General features: G+C 69.6%; 14 protein-coding genes. 7 read left to right on the plus strand and 7 right to left on the minus strand.

The window, feature by feature from the left end:
- The first annotated feature begins 47 nt into the window (after positions 1–47).
- Together BQ2383_RS05645 and BQ2383_RS05650 are read left to right on the plus strand one after the other, a co-directional pair.
- On the plus strand, positions 48–965 hold the full coding sequence (locus BQ2383_RS05645) for a dihydrodipicolinate synthase family protein (RefSeq protein ID WP_091030893.1): 918 nt from the start codon (positions 48–50) through the stop codon (positions 963–965).
- Complete coding sequence (locus tag BQ2383_RS05650; protein WP_091030897.1) at positions 962–1,681, plus strand: SDR family NAD(P)-dependent oxidoreductase; 720 nt, start codon at positions 962–964, stop codon at positions 1,679–1,681. Before BQ2383_RS05645 ends, BQ2383_RS05650 begins: the two co-directional genes overlap by 4 nt.
- A 67-nt stretch (positions 1,682–1,748) precedes the next feature.
- Here the strand turns inward: BQ2383_RS05650 and BQ2383_RS05655 are convergent, their stop codons facing one another.
- From BQ2383_RS05655 to BQ2383_RS05665, 3 genes are read right to left on the minus strand one after another with little or no spacing between them, the layout of a single operon-like run.
- Positions 1,749–3,065 carry a hypothetical protein gene (locus tag BQ2383_RS05655; RefSeq protein WP_091030900.1) on the minus strand — a complete coding sequence of 439 codons (1,317 nt, stop codon included), beginning with the start codon at positions 3,063–3,065 and terminating at the stop codon, positions 1,749–1,751.
- 52 nt (positions 3,066–3,117) lie between these two features.
- Complete coding sequence (locus tag BQ2383_RS05660) at positions 3,118–3,975, minus strand: carbohydrate ABC transporter permease (protein ID WP_051662341.1); 858 nt, start codon at positions 3,973–3,975, stop codon at positions 3,118–3,120.
- Positions 3,975–4,805 carry a carbohydrate ABC transporter permease gene (locus BQ2383_RS05665; protein ID WP_231481692.1) on the minus strand — a complete coding sequence of 277 codons (831 nt, stop codon included), beginning with the start codon at positions 4,803–4,805 and terminating at the stop codon, positions 3,975–3,977. Before BQ2383_RS05665 ends, BQ2383_RS05660 begins: the two co-directional genes overlap by 1 nt.
- 335 nt (positions 4,806–5,140) lie before the next feature.
- Here BQ2383_RS05665 and BQ2383_RS05670 point away from each other — a divergent pair, with 335 nt between their 5' ends.
- Positions 5,141–5,944: an IclR family transcriptional regulator gene (locus BQ2383_RS05670; RefSeq protein WP_029273785.1), complete on the plus strand. Its 804-nt coding sequence runs from the start codon at positions 5,141–5,143 to the stop codon at positions 5,942–5,944.
- A gap of 83 nt (positions 5,945–6,027) precedes the next feature.
- The gene (locus tag BQ2383_RS05675; protein ID WP_091030903.1) at positions 6,028–7,188 is read left to right on the plus strand and encodes a mandelate racemase/muconate lactonizing enzyme family protein; all 1,161 of its coding nucleotides are present in this window, start codon (positions 6,028–6,030) and stop codon (positions 7,186–7,188) included.
- A 72-nt stretch (positions 7,189–7,260) separates the two neighbouring features.
- Here BQ2383_RS05675 and BQ2383_RS05680 read toward each other — a convergent pair whose 3' ends face one another.
- Positions 7,261–11,271, minus strand: a complete 4,011-nt coding sequence (locus tag BQ2383_RS05680) for a hypothetical protein (protein ID WP_140403305.1) — start codon at positions 11,269–11,271, stop codon at positions 7,261–7,263.
- A gap of 123 nt (positions 11,272–11,394) precedes the next feature.
- Between BQ2383_RS05680 and BQ2383_RS05685 the strand changes: the two genes are divergently transcribed.
- The 3 genes from BQ2383_RS05685 to BQ2383_RS05695 all read left to right on the plus strand — a co-directional run bounded on the left by BQ2383_RS05685 (position 11,395) and on the right by BQ2383_RS05695 (position 14,699).
- Positions 11,395–12,360, plus strand: a complete 966-nt coding sequence (locus tag BQ2383_RS05685) for an acetylxylan esterase (protein ID WP_167381547.1) — start codon at positions 11,395–11,397, stop codon at positions 12,358–12,360.
- A gap of 75 nt (positions 12,361–12,435) precedes the next feature.
- Positions 12,436–13,164: a response regulator transcription factor gene (locus tag BQ2383_RS05690; protein WP_091030915.1), complete on the plus strand. Its 729-nt coding sequence runs from the start codon at positions 12,436–12,438 to the stop codon at positions 13,162–13,164.
- Positions 13,165–13,190: 26 nt separating this feature from the next.
- Positions 13,191–14,699 (plus strand): sensor histidine kinase, encoded by a 1,509-nt coding sequence (locus BQ2383_RS05695; protein WP_091030922.1) that lies wholly within the window; start codon positions 13,191–13,193, stop codon positions 14,697–14,699.
- Positions 14,700–14,718: 19 nt separating this feature from the next.
- Here the strand turns inward: BQ2383_RS05695 and BQ2383_RS05700 are convergent, their stop codons facing one another.
- Genes BQ2383_RS05700 through BQ2383_RS05710 form a run of 3 tightly spaced genes read right to left on the minus strand, consistent with a single transcriptional unit; the run spans position 14,719 to position 17,678 of the window.
- Complete coding sequence (locus tag BQ2383_RS05700; RefSeq protein ID WP_091031287.1) at positions 14,719–16,293, minus strand: flavodoxin reductase; 1,575 nt, start codon at positions 16,291–16,293, stop codon at positions 14,719–14,721.
- A gap of 15 nt (positions 16,294–16,308) precedes the next feature.
- The gene (locus tag BQ2383_RS05705; RefSeq protein ID WP_091030926.1) at positions 16,309–17,190 is read right to left on the minus strand and encodes an FAD:protein FMN transferase; all 882 of its coding nucleotides are present in this window, start codon (positions 17,188–17,190) and stop codon (positions 16,309–16,311) included.
- Between the two features lie 14 nt (positions 17,191–17,204).
- The gene (locus BQ2383_RS05710) at positions 17,205–17,678 is read right to left on the minus strand and encodes an FMN-binding protein (protein WP_091030931.1); all 474 of its coding nucleotides are present in this window, start codon (positions 17,676–17,678) and stop codon (positions 17,205–17,207) included.
- Positions 17,679–17,771 lie beyond the last annotated feature (93 nt).

The raw sequence follows: 17,771 nt of genomic DNA on the forward strand, positions 1-17,771 counted from the left end.
ACTTGCGAGAAATGTGGATACACGATGATGAAGCGGGGAAACAGCTGATGGCTCCGACACTCCACGGCTTGATGCCCATTCTGGCGACTCCGTTCGACGAGACGGGCGCCCTCGACCGCGCGAGCCTGCGCCGACTGGTCGAGTTCCAGCTCGCTTCCGGAGTCGACGGTGTCGCCGTCTTCGGGATGGCGAGCGAGGGCTTCGCTCTCACGACCGAGGAGCGCCGCACGATCCTGGACGATGTCGTCCGGGTCGTCGACGGCCGCATCCCTGTGATCGCCGGCGTCAACGGCACCTCCACCGCGACGTCCATCGAGCAGTCCCTCCTCGCCGAAGAAGGCGGCGCGGATGCCCTCATGGTGCTCCCGCCGTTCATGGTGAAGCCGCCCGCCGGCACCCTCGTGGACTTCTACGGGGACGTGGCCGCCGCGACCACGCTCTCCGTCATGGTGCAGGATGCACCCGGCGTCACCGGCGTCGCGATGGCGCCGAGCCTGATCGCCGAGATCGCCCGCCTCGACGGGGTCGACTCCGTCAAGGTCGAGGCGCCGCCGACGGCCCCCAAGGTCGGCGCGGTGGTCGCGGCGATCGAGGACCCCGACTTCGCGGTGCTCGGCGGTCAGAACGCCCAGTTCTGCCTGGAGGAGTACGCCAGGGGTGCGGTGGGCACGATGCCGGCCTGCGAGTTCCCCGACCTGCTCGGCCCGGTGCTCGCGCTGTTCACCGAGGGGCGCGTCGAGGAGGCGCGTGCCGAGTTCCGTCGTATGCTCCCTCTCGTGCTCATCGGTCTGCAGGGAGGCATCGCCTGGGCGGTGCACAAGGAGGTGCTCGTCGCACGCGGCGTGATCGACCATGCGACGGTGCGCTACCCCGCTTCGCGCCTGGACGCGGGCAGCCGCGCCTCGGTCAAGCTCGTGATCGACGAGCTCGCGCTGCCCCCGATCCCCGCCACGGTGCGCGTGTGACACGCCGCGGCGTGCTGCTGATCGGCGGCAGCTCCGACATCGGACTCGCGATCGCCCGCGCCTTCGTCGACGGCGGAGACGCCGTCGTCGGCGTAGGGCTCGAGGACCCGGCAGACCCGGTCTTCGAGCGCTACCTCGTCGCGGACTGCAGCGCGCCGGAGGCCGCCGACCGCGCCGTCGCCGACGCCGAGCAGGCTCTGGGCCGCCTCGATGTCGTGGTGCTCGCCGCGGGCCGCATGCCGATCGCGCGCGCCGAGGCCACGAGCGACGACGACTGGCGCGGCGCACTCGGCGCCACGCTGGACTCGGCGTTCTTCGTGGCGCGGGCCGCACTCCCCCGCCTCACCCGCGGATCGTCGATCGTCGCGGTCACCTCGGTGAACTCCTCGCTCGCCGCCCCTGCCCTGGCCGCCTACGCAGCCGCCAAGGCGGGCGTGGACGGCCTCGTGCGGCAGCTCGCGCTCGACAACGGCCCTCGGGGCATCCGCGTCAACGCTGTGCAGCCGGGCAGCATCGCAGCGGTAGACACCGGCGAGAGCGAGGGCTACCCGCTCGGACGCATCGGCCGGCCGGAGGAGGTCGCCTCGGTCGTGGCGTTCCTCGCCTCCGACGCCGCCTCCTTCGTCACGGGAACGTCCATCGCGGTCGACGGCGGCCTCTCGATCTCGTCCCCCGCGGCCTGGCTGAAGCCGGTCCTCCGGGATCGCTGGCTCTGACCCCGTCGTCCCCACGACGAAGAAGGCCGCGTCCCCTTTCGGGACGCGGCCTTCTTCGTGCAGGGACTCAGGCGTTGGAGTCGAGCAGCCCCTGGACTTCCTTCTTCAGCGCGTTCAGGCCGGCCTGCGCCTCGACCTGCCCGGCGAGGATGGTTGCGACTCCGGCACCCATGGCGGCATCGATCTGCGCCGTCACGGCGACACGATCCCACGCGGCGCCCCGAGCGTGCTCGGAGACCTCCGTGCGGAACGCACCCTGGAACTTGTCGGCCGCGAGTGCCGGGATCTTGTCCGCGACGCTCTTGGCGGCCGGAGCCACGGCGGAGTTCTCGTACAGTGCCGTCGCCGCTTCGACGTTGGTCGCGGCGTAGAGGATGAAGTCGCGGCTGGTGAGCTCGCCCTCGCCCGCGGTCGCGAACACGCCGCTGCCCCAGGCACGGTTGAAGGAGTCCTTACCTCCGGCCGTCGGACGCGAGATCGCCCCGATGTTGTCGATGATGTTCTGCGCGGCACCGTTCGTCTTGACGAAGGTCGAGGCGAGCGGGGCGTCGTCGTAGAGCGCTGCCCGGCCGCTGGCGAACAGGATGCGGGCGTCGCTACGGGCGACGTTGGTCTGCGTCAGACCCTGGTCCTGCAGCGACTTGTACCAGGTGACGGCCTCGACGCTCTCGGCGTCTCCCAGCGTGCACTTGAGGTCGTCGGTGACGACATCGCTGCCGAAGCCCCACATCCACGGCACGGAGTCCTTGAGGTCCGGGTTCTTGGTGACCGCGGCGTACGGGATCAGCGACTTGTCCTGCTTCTTGATCTTCTCGAGCGCGGTGGCGAACTGCTCCACCGTCATACCCGATTTGATGCCGACGCTCTTCGCGATCTCGCCGTTGGTGATGATGCCGATGCCGGCGGCCGTGAGCGGCAGCACGAGCAGCTTGCCGTCCATCGTGTACGAGTCGAGCACGCCCTGCGGGATGCCGAGCCCCTTGGCGAGGTCGGTGAGGTCGGCGAGTACGTTCATCGGCGTGAGGACCTGCCACCCGCCCGACTGACCGACGCCCATGAGGTTGCCGGAGCGCCCGGTCAGAGCGAGCTGCGTGGCCGCCTGGTCGTACGGGTAGATGACCGGGGCGACCTTGACGCCCTCCTTATTGGAGAACCCGTCGAGGATGCCCTGCCACGCGGACTTCAGCGCCTCCTCGCCGAGCGAGTTGCCGTAGAAGTTGATCGTCTTGGCTGCTGTCGCGGCACCGGCCGAGGCCCCTCCGGCACCGGCGCCGGGGGCGGCGGGCGTTGCACACCCGGCGAGCGCGAGGGCACCGAATGCGGCGAGCACGGTGCCGCCTCCGAGGAAGGCTCGGCGGCTCAGCTGTGAGTTCGAGATGGTCATGGAGACTGCTCCTTCGAGGTGATGGGGGTAGAGCTGTTCGGGAGACGCATGGCTACCCCTTGACGGCTCCGGCGGCGAGGCCGGAGACGAAGTAGCGCTGCAGGAGGACGAAGATGATGACGAGCGGGAGCGACGTGATGAGGGATGCCGCCATGAGGGCGGGCCAGTCGGCCGTGCCCTCGCGGATGAACGCCTGGGTCAGGCCTGCCGGCAGCGTCTGCTTGTCGGGGCCGGCGAGCGTGAGGGCGAAGAGGAGATCGCTCCAGCCGCGCATGAAGGCGAACATGCCCGCGGTGATGAGACCGGGGACCACGAGCGGGAACACGATGCGGAACATGGTGCCGGTGCGTGAGAGACCGTCGACCTTGGCCGCCTCGAGGATGTCGTCCGGAAGGGCGTCGATGATGCCCTTCAGCAGGAACACCGCGAGCGGCAGGGTGAACGTCGTGAACGAGATGATCAGCGCCGTGTAGGTGTACAGCAGCCCGGCCGAGCTCAGCATCAGGTACAGCGAGATGAGCAGCAGTGCGCCCGGGATCAGCTGGCCGATGAGGAACATGAACATGATCGCGTTGCGGCCGCGGTAGCGGAACTTCGACAGCGAGTACGCCATCAGACCACCGACGAGCACCGCGAGCAGGGCCGTGCCGGTGGACACGATGATGCTGTTCAGCAGGTTCTTCAGCAGGAGGTCGTTCTGGAAGAAGCCGATGAAGTTGTCGAACGTCGGGTCGACCGGGAAGAACGGCCGATCCAGGGAGAAGACGTCTTCCTTCTTCGTGAACGCCGTCGCCGTGAGCCAGTAGACCGGCAGCAGGCCGAACAGCGCCAGCAGCAGGAGCAGCACGCGCCCCGGGATGGACAGGTGGGGGCGGATGATCGACTCCCCCACATCGCGACTACGGCGCATCACTTCTCCAGCCGTCGGTTGAGGAACAGGTATCCGCTCGTGATGATCGCGAGCAGGACGAGCCAGAGGGCGCCCATGGCGGAGGCCTTGCCGAGTTCATAGCTGCCGAAGGCGAGGTCGTACAGGCTGACCGCGAGCGTCGTGGTCGAGTTGCCCGGCCCACCGCCGGTCATCACGAAGATGGTGTCGAAGTTGCCGAAGTTGTAGATGAACTCGAGCACCGCGACCAGGGTGACGGGGCCGGCGATGTGCGGCAGCGAGATGTGGCGGAACCGCTGGGCACGCGTCGCACCGTCGATGGTGGCGGCCTCGATCTGCTCGCTCGGCAGGGTCTGGAGCACCGCGAGGGCGACGACCATGATCCACGGGAACGAGTGCCAGGTCTTGGCGATGACCACCGCGGCCATCGCACCGGTCGGGGTGCCGAGCATGCTGACCTCGGGGAGCCCGAAGATCGAGAGCACGTGGTTGACGACGCCGTAGCTGTCGTTGAAGATCCACGCCCAGAGGAAGGAGACGACCACACCGGGCAGCAGCCACGGCAGCATGAGCGCGCCGCGCAGGATGTTGCGTCCGCGCATGCGGGCGTTCAGCAGCAGCGCGAGGGCGACGCCGAGGATGAGCGGGAAGACCGTCGCGAGCGAGGCGAACACCAGGGTGGTGCCGAGGCGGGCGAAGAACTCGTCCCAGACCGCCACGTAGTTGTCGAGGCCGACGAACGTGCGCTCCGGGCGGAGCAGCGACTGGTCGTAGAGGCTGGTCCAGATGCTCGACACGAGGGGGAAGATCGCGATCACGAGGAACAGGAGGACCGCGGGAAGTGCGATCATGAAACCGAAGGTGCGGTCCTTCGCCCCCAACGTGGAGCGCCGCCCTGAGCGAGGCTCGACGGCCTTCTGCTCGCTCTCTGCGGGCCGCTCGAGTATGGCTTGTTGCATTGCAGTCACTTTCCAGTAGAGACGACCCCGGAGGGCCCTGCGCATCGTCGTCACAGTCGTCGACGTCGACGTGCGGCCAGTTAACCACAATGCGGATGCGAAATCCACAAAATGCATAAGACACCCACATTTGTGTTGCTCGAAGCCATTTCGCTGAATAGGATGACTGGCAACGGCGACGAGCCGCGGTCGCGCAGATGCGGCCACATCACCAAGGAGGAGTCACCATGGCGTCGGAATCGGTAGGCGGCACGCAGACCGTCGAACGGGCGATGTCGTTGCTCGCATGCTTCACGGAGGAATCCGGCGAGCTGAGGGTCTCCGAGCTCTGCACGCTGACCGGCCTCGGCCAGTCGACGGTCTCTCGCATGATGTCGGCACTCGACCGCATGAAGTTCGTGGTCCAGGACGCCCGCACGGGCCTGTACCGCCTCGGCCCTGCGGCGGTGTCCCTGGGCACGGTCGCGATCAACGGTTCCCCCATCTTCCGCGCCTCGCGGCAGATCGCGCAGAACCTCGCCCGCCGCATCGAGATCGGCGTGAACGTGGCCGAGCTCAGCGGCTTCACCTTCACCTACCTCTGCAACTTCGAGGGCGCCCTGGCGCCGAAGTCGTTCGCCATGGCCGGTCGCACCGGGCCCCTGCACGCCACCGGCATCGGCAAGGCCCTGCTGTCGGGCATGTCCGATGCACAGGTCGACGAGTACTTCGCGCAGACGCCGCAGCGCTTCACGCCGCACACGATCGTGGACCGCGCGGCGATGCAGACCGCACTCGACGAGACGCGCAGCCGCGGCTACGCGACCGAGATCGAGGAGCTGGCCTTCGGTCGCGCCTGCATCGCCGCGCCGATCCGCAACCGGGCCGGTGAGATCGTCGCCGGCATCTCGGCCAGCGGCCCCCTCTCCGTGCTCGATCTGCACGAACCGCATCAGGAGCTCGCCCTACAGCTCATCGAAGCCGCCGACGAGATCTCGGTGGCCCTCGGGTACAGCCCGTCGCGCACCGCATCGGCGTTCGCGGCGCTCTGACCCTCGGCCGCACTGCGGCTTCCCCCCTCTGACGACGGCACCCGCCGCCGGCCGTTCGACCACCCCGTCTATTGGAGACCCCAGTGAGAATCACGCGCGTCCAGACCTTCCCGCTCTACCTGTCGAAGGAGGATGCGAACAACTCGTACGCCGGCGACACCGCCGTGGATCACCGCGGGTACGTCATCCGTCCGCCGTGGCGGAGCCTGTACTCCCCCGGATACGAGACGCTGCTCGTGAAGATCGAGACCGATGAGGGTCTGGTCGGCTGGGGCGAGGCTCTCGCCCCCGTGGCCCCGGTCGTCGCCGCGGCCATCGTCGACAACCTGCTCACCCCGCTCATCCTCGGCGAGGACCCGCGCTCGGTGCGCACGCTGTGGCACCGCATGACGGAGTCGATGCGCGAGCGCGGACACCTCACCGGGCACCAGGCCGACGCCATGGCCGCCGTCGACATCGCGCTGTGGGATCTCTGGGGCCACGCCACCGGCCTCTCGGTGTCCGAGCTCGCCGGCGGGCGCTTCCACGAGGTGCTGCCGACCTACGTCTCGGGCATCCGCGGTGTCGACGACGTCGAGCGCGCCGAGAAGACGGCAGAGCTCGTGGAGGGCGGCGTCCGCCGCATCAAGCTGCACCTGGGTGTCGACATCCGCACCGACCTGGCGACCTACGACGCCGTCCGCGGTGTGCACCCCGATCTCGACGTCGCGCTCGATGCGCACTGGACGTACCGGCTCGGCGAGGCACGCGCGCTCGGCCGCGAGCTGGACGACCGGCGGGCATGGTTCTTCGAGGCGCCGCTCGCCCCGGAAGACGTCGAGGGGCACCGCGACCTCGCGACCGCTCTCGCCACCCCGATCGCGATCGGCGAGGCCATGCGCAGCCGCTTCGAGTTCACGGACTGGCTCACCCGCCGCGCGGTCGGCCTCACGCAGCCCGACATCGGCCGCACCGGCATCACCGAAGGGCTCGCGATCGCCGCGGTCTCCGATGCCTTCCACGTGCCGGTCGCGCCGCACCACTCCGCCGCATTCGGCATCGCGATGGCCGCCGGCGTGCATGTCGCGGCGAGCTCCGCGTCGCTCCTCGCCTTCGAGTACCAGCCGTTCACCCTTCCCGTCGCCAACCGCCTGCTGACGACCCCGCTCGAGGTGCGCGCAGACGGCGGGTTCGTCGTGCCGACCGGCCCCGGGCTCGGCGTGACCGTCGACGAGGACGCGATCCAGGAGTACGTGCGGCACTGATCTGCATCGACATCCGACGAAGAACGGGTGGGTGGGCCGGATCTCTCCGGCCCGCCCACCCGTTCTTTCGCGTCAGTTCCCGATGCGCACGAACTGTGCGGCGCTGACCCGGTGGATGCTGGTGTTGCGGACTTCGAGTCGGACCGTGCCGGTCGCTCCGGCGGCGTAGCGGAACGAGCCCAGCGAACGCCAGGCCGCCGCGCCCTGCGTCTGGTCCACGGTGACCTCGGAGCTGCCGTCCTGATGCTCCACGACGTAGGCCGCCGAGGTCGTGGTCGTCGAGTTCGTGGGGTACCAGACCGAGACGCGGTAGAGACCGGCATCCGGCAGCTCCACGTTCCACGTCACCGTGCTGCCCATGGAGTCGGAGTCGCTGTACCGCGTCCTGGTACCGTTCCAGCCGGACAGTCCGCTGGGGTACCAGTTGCCGGACTCCAGATAGCCGGGCCACGGGGACTGGGTGTGCGCGATGACGCCCTCGTCGGCGACGCGCACGAGCACACCCCGGCGCAGGGTCTGATCGAGACGCGCCTCGAACCGCGTCGACGAGCCGGGCGCGACGCCCGACCCGGCGGTCACCGTCCACGTGTGAGTGAGGTCGGATCGCGGCGGCACCGTGATACTCGTGCTCTGCTGCCCCACGCTCCATCCGCTGAGGCCGTACAGCGCGAGCGTGCCCTGCAGCGGGGTGACGCCCGTGTTGATGACGAGCGCGGTGAGCTTGGCGACGGCGCCCGGCCCGCTGACGATCTCGACGTCCGAGGTGAGGGAGACCAGCCGTCGGCGGTCGATCACCTCGATCGCGGCCGCGCGCAGCTGCACCGGATCCTCCCCCGCGACCGTCACGTTCGCGGTGACATCGACCTCGCCGAGCTCCGCGCTCGTCGCGATGATCGCCGCCGATTCCACCCGCGCGGAGCCCTCGGCGGGGACCGTGATCGCCGGGACGGCCCCGTCGAGCTGCCACCCTGCCGGCAGGGCCACCGTGATGGCGCCGGTGATCGGGTCCGCGGTGGCGTTGCGCACCTCGAAGGTCAACGGCACGCGGTCTCCGGCCGTGCCCGTCGCCTGCGCGATCACGTCGCCCACGACTCCCGGGTTGGCTCCGCTGATCCTGGCCGGCAGCCGCAGGGTCACCTCGTCGGTCGTCGTCCCGCCCGAGGTGATCGTGTACCGGAATCTGTCGGTGAGATCCTCGACCGGGATCGTCCACTCGTAGGGGTAGGCCTTCGCGGGAGCCTGCTTCGCCGCCCCGTCGCCGATCCGATACGACAGCGTCGCCTGCTCCTCGGTGTCGATCTGCACGTAGGCGTCGTAGCCCTGCCCGTCGGGTCTCACCAGGAGCATTCCCCGGGCGATCCCGTAGTCGGTGCCGGAGTCCGTGTCGATCTCGTGGAAGCTGTCGCGTCCATGGTCGGCCACGTCGTCGAACGGCAGGCCGGGGCGCTGCACCTCCACGTTCCGGACGACGAGGGCGACGAGCCCCCGCGCCGGCACACTGACGGTGACCCGGCCACTGACCGCCGCGCCGGTGGACCGGGTGCCGTTGGCGGTGACCAGCTCGACGGCACCGGAGAACCCCCGGGGAATGCCGGTCAGCTCGGTGGAGAGGTCGACGACCACCTGCTGCGCCGATCCGGCGGAGTTGGTGAGGCTGACGTAGAGGGCGTCGTTGCCGACGCCGCCGATCCAGTTGACGAGCGGATTGGACACCGAGATCAGCCCCGCCGGAAGATACGGCCAGACGCCGTCCTCGCCGAAGAACGTCCCCGGGGCATGGCCGTAGGCGAAGAACTTGAAGTAGGCGAAGTCGGCCTCGAACACGTGCGGGAACTCGATCGCGCCACCGCTGCGGTAGAAGCTCTCACTGAGCAGGTAGTCCATCGCGAGGCCGAGCTGCGCGGGGGCGTGATGGAAGTAGTACCCGGTGATGCCCACCGGACCGCTCGTCGCGAAGTCGGGCTTCATGTGCGCGACCTGGAACTGTCGGCCGTAGTAGCCCGGGTAGGTCGTGAACCGGCCGATCACCATGTTGTGGGCGATGTCGGCCAGCAGCTCGTCTCCGGTGTGATGCGCCAGTCGCAGCAGGGCGCCCGCCCAGCAGGGGTTGAACACATAGCCGCCGCCGGGGTTGGTCAGTGTGCTGACGCCGAGCTTGAACGACGACAGCGCCTCGAACGTGAGCCCCGAGGGAGACACGTACCAGGCCGGGACGCTCTCGGTCGGCACGTTCGTGGTCGGGTAGGACGGCAGCGACGAACGCGACTCCCAGTCGTACTGCTGCTTGATGACGTGACCTGCCGGCACCGTGACCGTGCCACCCGGAACGGGGCGGACCGCCGTCTGCGTGATGAAGCGCTGGACCTCCCGGTACGCGCCGTCGAGGAACCCGGTCTCGCCGGTCGCCTCGAACATCTCGAGCAGGTCGACCCAGTACTTCGAGAAGCTGTACGCGAACCCGCCGGGCGGCTGGCCGTTGCTGCGGTACGGCTCCAGGATCTGCTCCTGGGAGTAGCGGCGGGCGATCAGCGTCGCCTCGGCGAGGTAGGCCGGATCCCCGGTGACCCGGTACGTCGCGAGGGCGTTCGAGAACGGCGCCCTGCTCTGCCCGACGACGCCGGCCTTGGTCGCCTTCACCGCGAGCCGCTGGATGCCGGCGTTGCGGCCGTGCGTGAGCTGGTAGAGCGACGCCAGGTTCACGGCATCCGTGGGGATCCTGCCGATGCGGTACTGGCTCGTGTCGTTGTAGACCGGGCTCCCGATCATCGGTGTGTGCCCGATGCCCTTCCGGGAGAGCTGGTACTCGACGAGCGGCCGCGCACGGCGGTCGTACAGAGTGCCGTCTGCTGTGCCGGTGAGATAGTGCGCCGAGAGGACGACGCCGCTGGCCGCCGCGCGCACGGCATCCTCGTTCTCCACATCGACGAACCCCTTGGCGCGGTTCCACCACCCGGAGTACGAGGGGATGTAGTCGACGGAGTCGTCTCCGTCGGGTTCCACCGCGATCAGTGCCGCCATCGCGTGCACGGCGTCGGTGAGCGAGCGGTCGTAGACGTTGCTGCGGTAGGCGGTCAGCCCGTACTCGTTGCGGCACAGCTGCGCGTACGTGCCGTACAGCGTGTCCGGGCGTGCCGCGAGGCCGAACGCGAATCCGCGCTGCTCGCCGACGGCCATGGCCGTGCGCAGCCCGGGCTGCGGCGCGTACATGCTGGGCACGATGTCGAGGCTGTCGTTGCGCAGACTCATCCCGTAAGGCTGTCGGTCGGCCATCAGCTGCCGCTCGTGCACGAACTCGGCCACCTCGGCGGGCAGGTACACCCCCGAGGTGACCGCCACATCGCCCACCGCGTACTGGGTCAGCGCCATCGGCGCGAAGAGCTCCCAGGCGCCCAGGGGCGCGGATCCGTCGAGCACCGAGAGCGCGTGCTGATACGACCCGCACAGCACCTCGTCGAGGTCGTCGAGGGACTTCGCGTCCTGGCTCTGGTATCCGACGATGTAGTCACCGGCGGTCTTGGCCGTCAGCACGTAGTGCGCCTCGGGATGGGCGCCCTCGAGCCGCCAGCGGACGACCAGGTCGACGTCGTCCGTGCTCGTGGTCAGTTCGATGGCCTGCGAGCCCAGCACCTGGTACGACGTGAAGCCGAGCCAGCTCGGTGTGAGCGGCCCGTACAGCTCCGGCGCGCTGCCCGACGGCAGCGTCCCCTCCAGCACCAGCCACTGCTCGTCGAAGCGGTGCGCGGGGTCGGTGATCTGCAGCCAGCCGCCGTTGTGCGCGACCTCGAGGTCGCGCACGATCGTGGCCCCGCCGTCCCAGGTCGCCTGGAAGAAGGTCATCCGGTGGTTCTGTCCGACCAGCTGCGCGACCTGCGTGAACGCGAGATTCGGCTTGTCCAGGCGGCGGAGGGCATCAGCGTACGCACCGGTCGTCGTCGTGAGCTCCGTCGCCGCTGCCGGGGCCGCACCATACGACGACCCGATCACCGGGGGAAGCACTCCCGCGATCACGAGTGCGCGCAGCACGGAGCGTCGGCTCCACAGCAGAGGATTGTCTTCGGCTCCATCGCCAGGCATTGAATCCATGATGCACATACTGCAATCCGTATGCGATCATGTCAATGCGTCGGCCTTCCGGGCCACGGCGCCGCCTCGTCGTGCCACGCCGGTAACGTCGAGCAGGCAGAAACACCCGAAAGGACGCGCGCGGTGCCCCAGGATCCTCCCGCAGAACTGACCGAGTACTCACTCAGCGCGCTGCTGACCCCGCTCGCGCCGCCCGCCGAGCCGGACGACTTCGACGACTTCTGGCGCGCGACCTTCGCGGAGTTCGGCACAGGTCCCGTGCCGTGGGAAACCACCCGCGAACTCGCGCCGACCGCGACGCACCGCGTCGCGGAGATCCGCTTCCACTCCTCGGCCGGTGAGGCTACTGCGGCCTACGTGATGCTGCCGCACACGATCGGGAGCGCACCCCGCGGGCTGGTCGTCGGACACGGCTACGGGGGCCGCACGGCGCCCGACCTCGACCGGGTACCCGCCGACACGGCCGCGATCTTCCCGGTCGCCCCCGGCACCCACGCCGGCACCGCGAGCCGCTTCCCCGCCCTCCCCGACGAGCATGTCCTCGCCGGGATCGCCCACCGCGACACCTACTCGCACCGCTTCAGTGCGGCGGACATCTGGCGTGCGGCCACCGTGCTGCTCGAGATGGTGCCCGCAGCGGCCGGAGCACTCGACTTCAGCGGCGGCAGCTTCGGCGGCGGCATCGGCGCGATGGCCCTCCCCTGGGACGCCCGCTTCCACCGCGGCGTGCTGGACGTGCCGAGCTTCGGTGACCACGACGTGCGGCTCACGCGGAAATGCACCGGGAGCGGGGAGGCCGTGCGTCAGCATCTGCTCCGGCACCCCGAGGACCGCCCGGTGCTCGACTACTTCGACGCGGCGATCGCGGCACGGCGGCTGCGGATTCCCGTGCACGTGACCGCGGCGGTGCAGGATCCGGCCGTCGACCCCCGCGGCCAGTTCGCGGTCTACCACGCGCTGACCGGGCCGCGTCGTCTGAACGTCCGCGCCGTGGGGCACCTGGACGGACCGATCGGCGAGCTGTCAGACCGGCTCGCGCTGCAGGCCGGCGTCGACTTCCTCGCCCTCCCCGACGAGCGGCTGGTATGACCACATCCGACGCCTCCCAGACAACACATAGCGATCTCCATAGAAATTACATAGGAGATTCCGCAGAATAGGGACATGACCAGCGACCTGCCCGAACTGCGCCGCCCCGACGGCACCCCCCTGCGCATCCTCGCCGTCGACGACGAGCAGATGCTGACCGACCTGCTCGCGATGGCCCTGCGCATGGAGGGCTGGGAGGTGCGCACGGCCTCCTCCGGCATGGAGGCACTCCAGGTCGCCCGCGACTTCGAGCCCGACGCGCTCGTGCTCGACATCATGATGCCCGACCTCGACGGCATGTCGGTGTTGAAGCGGCTGCGCGAGTCGGGCAACCTCGTCCCGGTGCTGTTCCTCACCGCCAAGGATGCCGTGGGCGACCGCGTCGCCGGACTCACCGCGGGCGGCGACGACTACGTCACCAAGCCGTTCAGCCTGGAGGAGGTCATCGCCCGACTGCGCGCGATCATCCGCCGCACCGGGCACGCGACCACCGACGACGGACAGTCGATCCTGCGCGTCGCCGACCTCACGCTCAACGAGGACAGCCACGAGGTCGTGCGCGACGGCACCGAGATCGAGCTGACCGCGACCGAGTTCGAGCTGCTCCGCTACCTCATGCGCAACGAGCGACGGGTGCTGTCGAAGGCCCAGATCCTCGACCGGGTCTGGAGCTACGACTTCGGCGGCAAGTCCTCGGTCGTCGAGCTGTACATCTCGTACTTGCGCAAGAAGATCGACGCCGGCCGCACGCCGCTGCTGCACACCGTCCGCGGCGTCGGCTACATGATCAAGGCTCCGCAGTGAGCTCAGCGACGATGATGAGACGGCCGATGAGCCTGCAGACACGGCTGATGACCGCCGTGATCGGGTTCGTGTCGCTGATCCTCATCATCGTCGCCGTCATCACCAGCGCGACGCTGGGCAAGACCATGGAGGACCAGCTCGACCAGAAGCTGAACAACAGCGCGCACGCGCTGGTGAGCGTCACCGAGGCCTTCGACCCCTCTTCGGCGACCGCGCAGAACGTGCTTCTGGCCGGCCGCTACTCGCCGCCGGCCGGGCTCCTGTTCGTCGTCTCGAGCCCCGTGACCGGCTTCAGCGGTTCGCTCGTGAAGAGCACCGCCGCCGACGAGCTCAGGGGCACCCTGCAGCCGCTGACCGGCGAGCAGCTGAGCGAGATCGCCGCCGCGCTGAAGGGCACGTCCGTCGCCACGGTCTCCCTCACCGACCTCGGCTCGTATCGGGTCATGGCACTGCCCTCGACCAACGGCGTCCTCGCCGTGACCGGGCTCCCCCGCGATGAGATCCAGAGCCAGCTCACGCAGTTGCTCACCGTGATCGCCCTCGCCACGATCGGCGGTCTGATCCTGCTGGCGCTCACGACCGCGATCACCATCCGGGTGAGCCTGCGCCCGCTCCGCGCCGTCGCGGTCACCGCGACCCGGGTCGCGAATCAGCAGCTCGATCGGGGCGAGGTCACGATCACCGAGCGGGTGCCGGCATCCGAAGCCGATCCGCGCACCGAGACCGGCCTGGTCGGCGCCTCACTGAACAAACTCCTCGACCACGTCAACGCCTCGCTGGCCTCGCGACAGAAGAACGAGGAGCGGATGCGCCGGTTCGTCGCCGATGCCAGTCATGAGCTGCGCACGCCACTCGCCTCCATCCGCGGGTACTCCGAACTGTCGCTGCGCGCACTGCACCGGCATCCGGCCGCGGAGCAGGGGCCCGAGGTCATCGAGAGCACGACCTCATCGCTGGAGCGCATCCAGGCGCAGTCGCTGCGGATGACCCGTCTCGTCGAGGACCTGCTGCTGCTCGCACGGCTCGACGAGGGGCAGGAGCTGGTCTACGGCACGGTCGACCTCACCCAGTTGGCGCTCGAAGGACTCTCGGACGCTCGGCCGACAGCCGCCGACCACCACTGGAGCATCGAGGTGCCGGACGAGCCCGTCACGGTCGTCGGCGATGCGGGCCGGATGCACCAGGTCGTCACTAACCTTCTCGCGAACGCCCGGACACACACACCGGCGGGCACCAGGATCACCCTGAGCGTCGCGCGGGAGGGTGACGACGCCGTGCTGCGCGTGCACGACGACGGTCCCGGCATCGACCCCGCCATCCGCGACGAGCTCTTCGCACGCTTCGCCCGCGGCGACAGCTCCCGCGCTCGCCAGACCGGAGGGACCGGACTGGGCCTCGCGATAGTCAAGGCCATCGTCGAGGGCCACCACGGAACGATCACCGTGGCCAGCGAGCCCGGCGACACGACCTTCACCGTGCGCATCCCGGTCAACCCCGCCGCCGCGACCGCCGAAGACGACGCGTCCGAGGCCTGACGGCCGGCCGTGAGCCGGATCAGTAGCCGGCGAAGGCGTCGGTCGTGAGGGCGCGGGCCTTCTGCAGTGCGGGAGCGAGGTCGGCGATCAGGCGCGGGGGCCCGGAGATGAACGCGTGGCGGCTGCCGAGGTCGGGGACCGTGCGCTCCAGTGTCTCGGCATCCAGTCGTGCGCCCTGCGCCCAGGTCCAGTGCGCGGGCAGATCGAGCGGCTCGTCACGGGTGAACACGACCGTACGCACCCCGGTCGCGGCGAGCTCATCGCGGAAGGCGAGCTCGGACGCCTCGGATGCCACGTACACGAGCACCACGTCGCGCTGCTGCCCCGCGGCCTGGAGCTGCCGCAGCTGGGAGACGAACGGCGTGACGCCGATGCCCGCGGCGACCATCAGCACCGGGTGATCGCTGCGCGGCAGGATGAAGTCTCCCCAGGTGCCCGTGACCGCGAACGTCGCGCCCGGCTCCGCAGCGGCGAGAGCCCGCTTGTAGCTCGACGGATGCTTCTGGTCGCCGTTCTTGTAGGCGATGCGCAGCGTCGGGAGGTCTGCCGGCGCCGACACGATGCTGAACTCCCGTCGGGTGCCGCGCGCGTCGGGGCGGTGATGCGGGACGTCCAGCTCGAGGTACTGCCCCGGGAGGAACCGGACCCGGCCCCGGGCTCGGAAGGTCAGCTCCTGCGCGGTCGGCGTGATGAATTCGCGTCGTTCGAGCACGAGCCGCACGGACCCGCGCAGCGCGAAGGCGAAGGCCACCAGGTTTCCGATCAGGAGCGCCCGCTCCTGGCCGAGCGTGAACAGGCCGGCGACCGAGATCGGCCATCCCGCGAGAAGACCCACCACGACGGCCACCACGAGCTGCTGGCGGCGACGCGGCGGAAGCGTGAGCGGCTCGGAGAGCATGAACGCCCCGAGGAACAGGAACGGCGACTGCAGCACCGCGAACTGCAGCGCGGTGAGCACGTCGAAGCCGATGTCGAACTGCACGGCCTGCACGGCCTGGCGCACGACCGAGGTGGCGACGGCGACCAGCACGAAGACCAGCACCACCCGCACCTTCTCGGTGCGCCACAGCACCGCGAGACCCAGGATGAGCACGGGGATCGTCAGTACCGGCGTCCCGACCCACCAGGACGACGAGGTGCCCAGCCACTCGAACGCCCCGAAGGCGCCGAGGATCGAGACGACGGCCGCACCGAACGCCGCCGGGTTGAAGATGTGTCGACCGCGCCACGCGATCAGGTACTTCGACACGCTCGCGACGGCTCCGGCGAGGGCGAGCCCGAGAAGGGCGCCGAGCTCGACGCCGGGGCGGAGCACGAACAGCAGGATGAGCGCCGTGACGAGGGAGGATTCGATGCGCCACGGGAGCCGCAGGATGCGCTGGGCGACGGCATCGACGGCCGAGATCACGATCGCGAGCACCAGGAACGACGCCACCATCTCGAGCGGCGTGGGCGAGACGATCACCCCGAGCAGCGAGAGCGCGAACGCGATCACGGCGAGGGCGATCAGGGCGAACAGCACGAGGCGATACATCGACAGCGACCCCAGGACCGCGAGGACCCGCTGTCGTGCGGCGGCGAATGAGGTGATCACGTTCTCCACTCTTCCCTAGTTCGGCGCCGCGGGGCGCGTGTTCGCCCCCGCGATAAACAGTTCCGCGGGGCAGCCGGGCGAGCGCTGCACCCGGCCGTCGGTGCTCATCCTCACCCATTCCACACCCCAGGCGCCGGCGAGCTCCGGTCCGCCGTCGAAGAACAGCGCGGTCGAGACGGCATCCGCCGTCATCGCGTCGGGGGCCAGCGCCCAGGTCGCCGCCCACGTGCGCACCGGCAGCCCGGTGCGGGCGTCGAGCACGTGGTGCAGTCCGCTCCCCCACGCCCGCCGGTTCACCGCGGAGGCGCACAGCGCCTGGTCGCGCACCTCGACGACGCCGATCGCCTTGGTCGCGTCGTACGGATGCTCGAGCCCGATGCGCACACCGGCACCCCGCACCCGGATGTCGCCGCCGGCATCGACCACCACATCGCCTGGAACGTCCCCGAGCATGTCCATCACGAGGTCGACCAGTCGCCCCTTGCCGAGGGCGCCGACGTCGAGGAGGGCAGGGGCAGATGCCGCGACCTCGCCGGTCGTCCACGACACCTGCGCCCGCCAGGCCTCCGGAGCACGCACCGGGTCACCGCCGACGAGCGAATAGCCCGCGTCGTACCCGAGCGCTTCGAGACTGACCGCCACGAGCGGGTTGACGGCGCTGCCCGTCGCCGCCGAGAGCTCGCGGTACGCATCGAGCATCGGACCGGCGTCCGGCGAGGCGAAAGAACCGCCCTCCCGGCCGAGCCGTGTCACGTCCGAGTCGGCGCGGAACCGCGACCACTCGCGGTCGAAGCGCTCGATCTCGGCGTCGACCGCCGCACGCACGGTGTCCGCGAGCGGATCGGTCGTCTCGATCTCCCAGTGCGTTCCGATCGCCTCGAAGCGCCAGCTCGCCATGCGGGCTCAGGCGCCTAGGCGGCCGCCTGCTCCTTGATCGACTCGACGGCGTCGTTGAATCCGCCGCTGGTGAGCGAGGAGCCGGCGACCCGGCTGACGTTCAGGTCATCGATCGACTTGCCCTCGACCTCGTCGGCGATGCCGTCGATGAACTGACCCTGATACTGCTCGGTCTCGGGGGCCTGCGGGTCGCCCGTGACCTCGACGTCGGTCACGACGCCGTCGGCGAGGGTCAGCGTGACGGAGATCTGCTCGACGGTCTCGGGCGTCTGGTACGAACCGTCGGCCGTGTAGGTCCCGTCGGCGTAGGTGGCGGTGGCGTCTCCACCGGAGGACTCCGACGAACCGGCATCCGGCGTGCTGCCGGTGTCGTTCGAGGCGTCACCCGCGTCGGCGGGGCCGGAGCAGCCGGCGAGGACGAACAGTCCCGCGATCCCGAGGATCGCGGATCCCTTGCGGACAGAGGTCGGTACGGTCGTGCGGATCATGCTGGTCCTCCCGGCGCGGTGTCTGTCGACGGGATCGCCGACCCTTCGACCGTAAGCACCGCGTCTATGCGCGGGCTGTGCCGTGACGATGCG

It is taken from the genome of Microbacterium oxydans, assembly GCF_900095745.1.
GTDB classification, from domain to species: Bacteria; Actinomycetota; Actinomycetes; order Actinomycetales; family Microbacteriaceae; genus Microbacterium; species Microbacterium oxydans_B.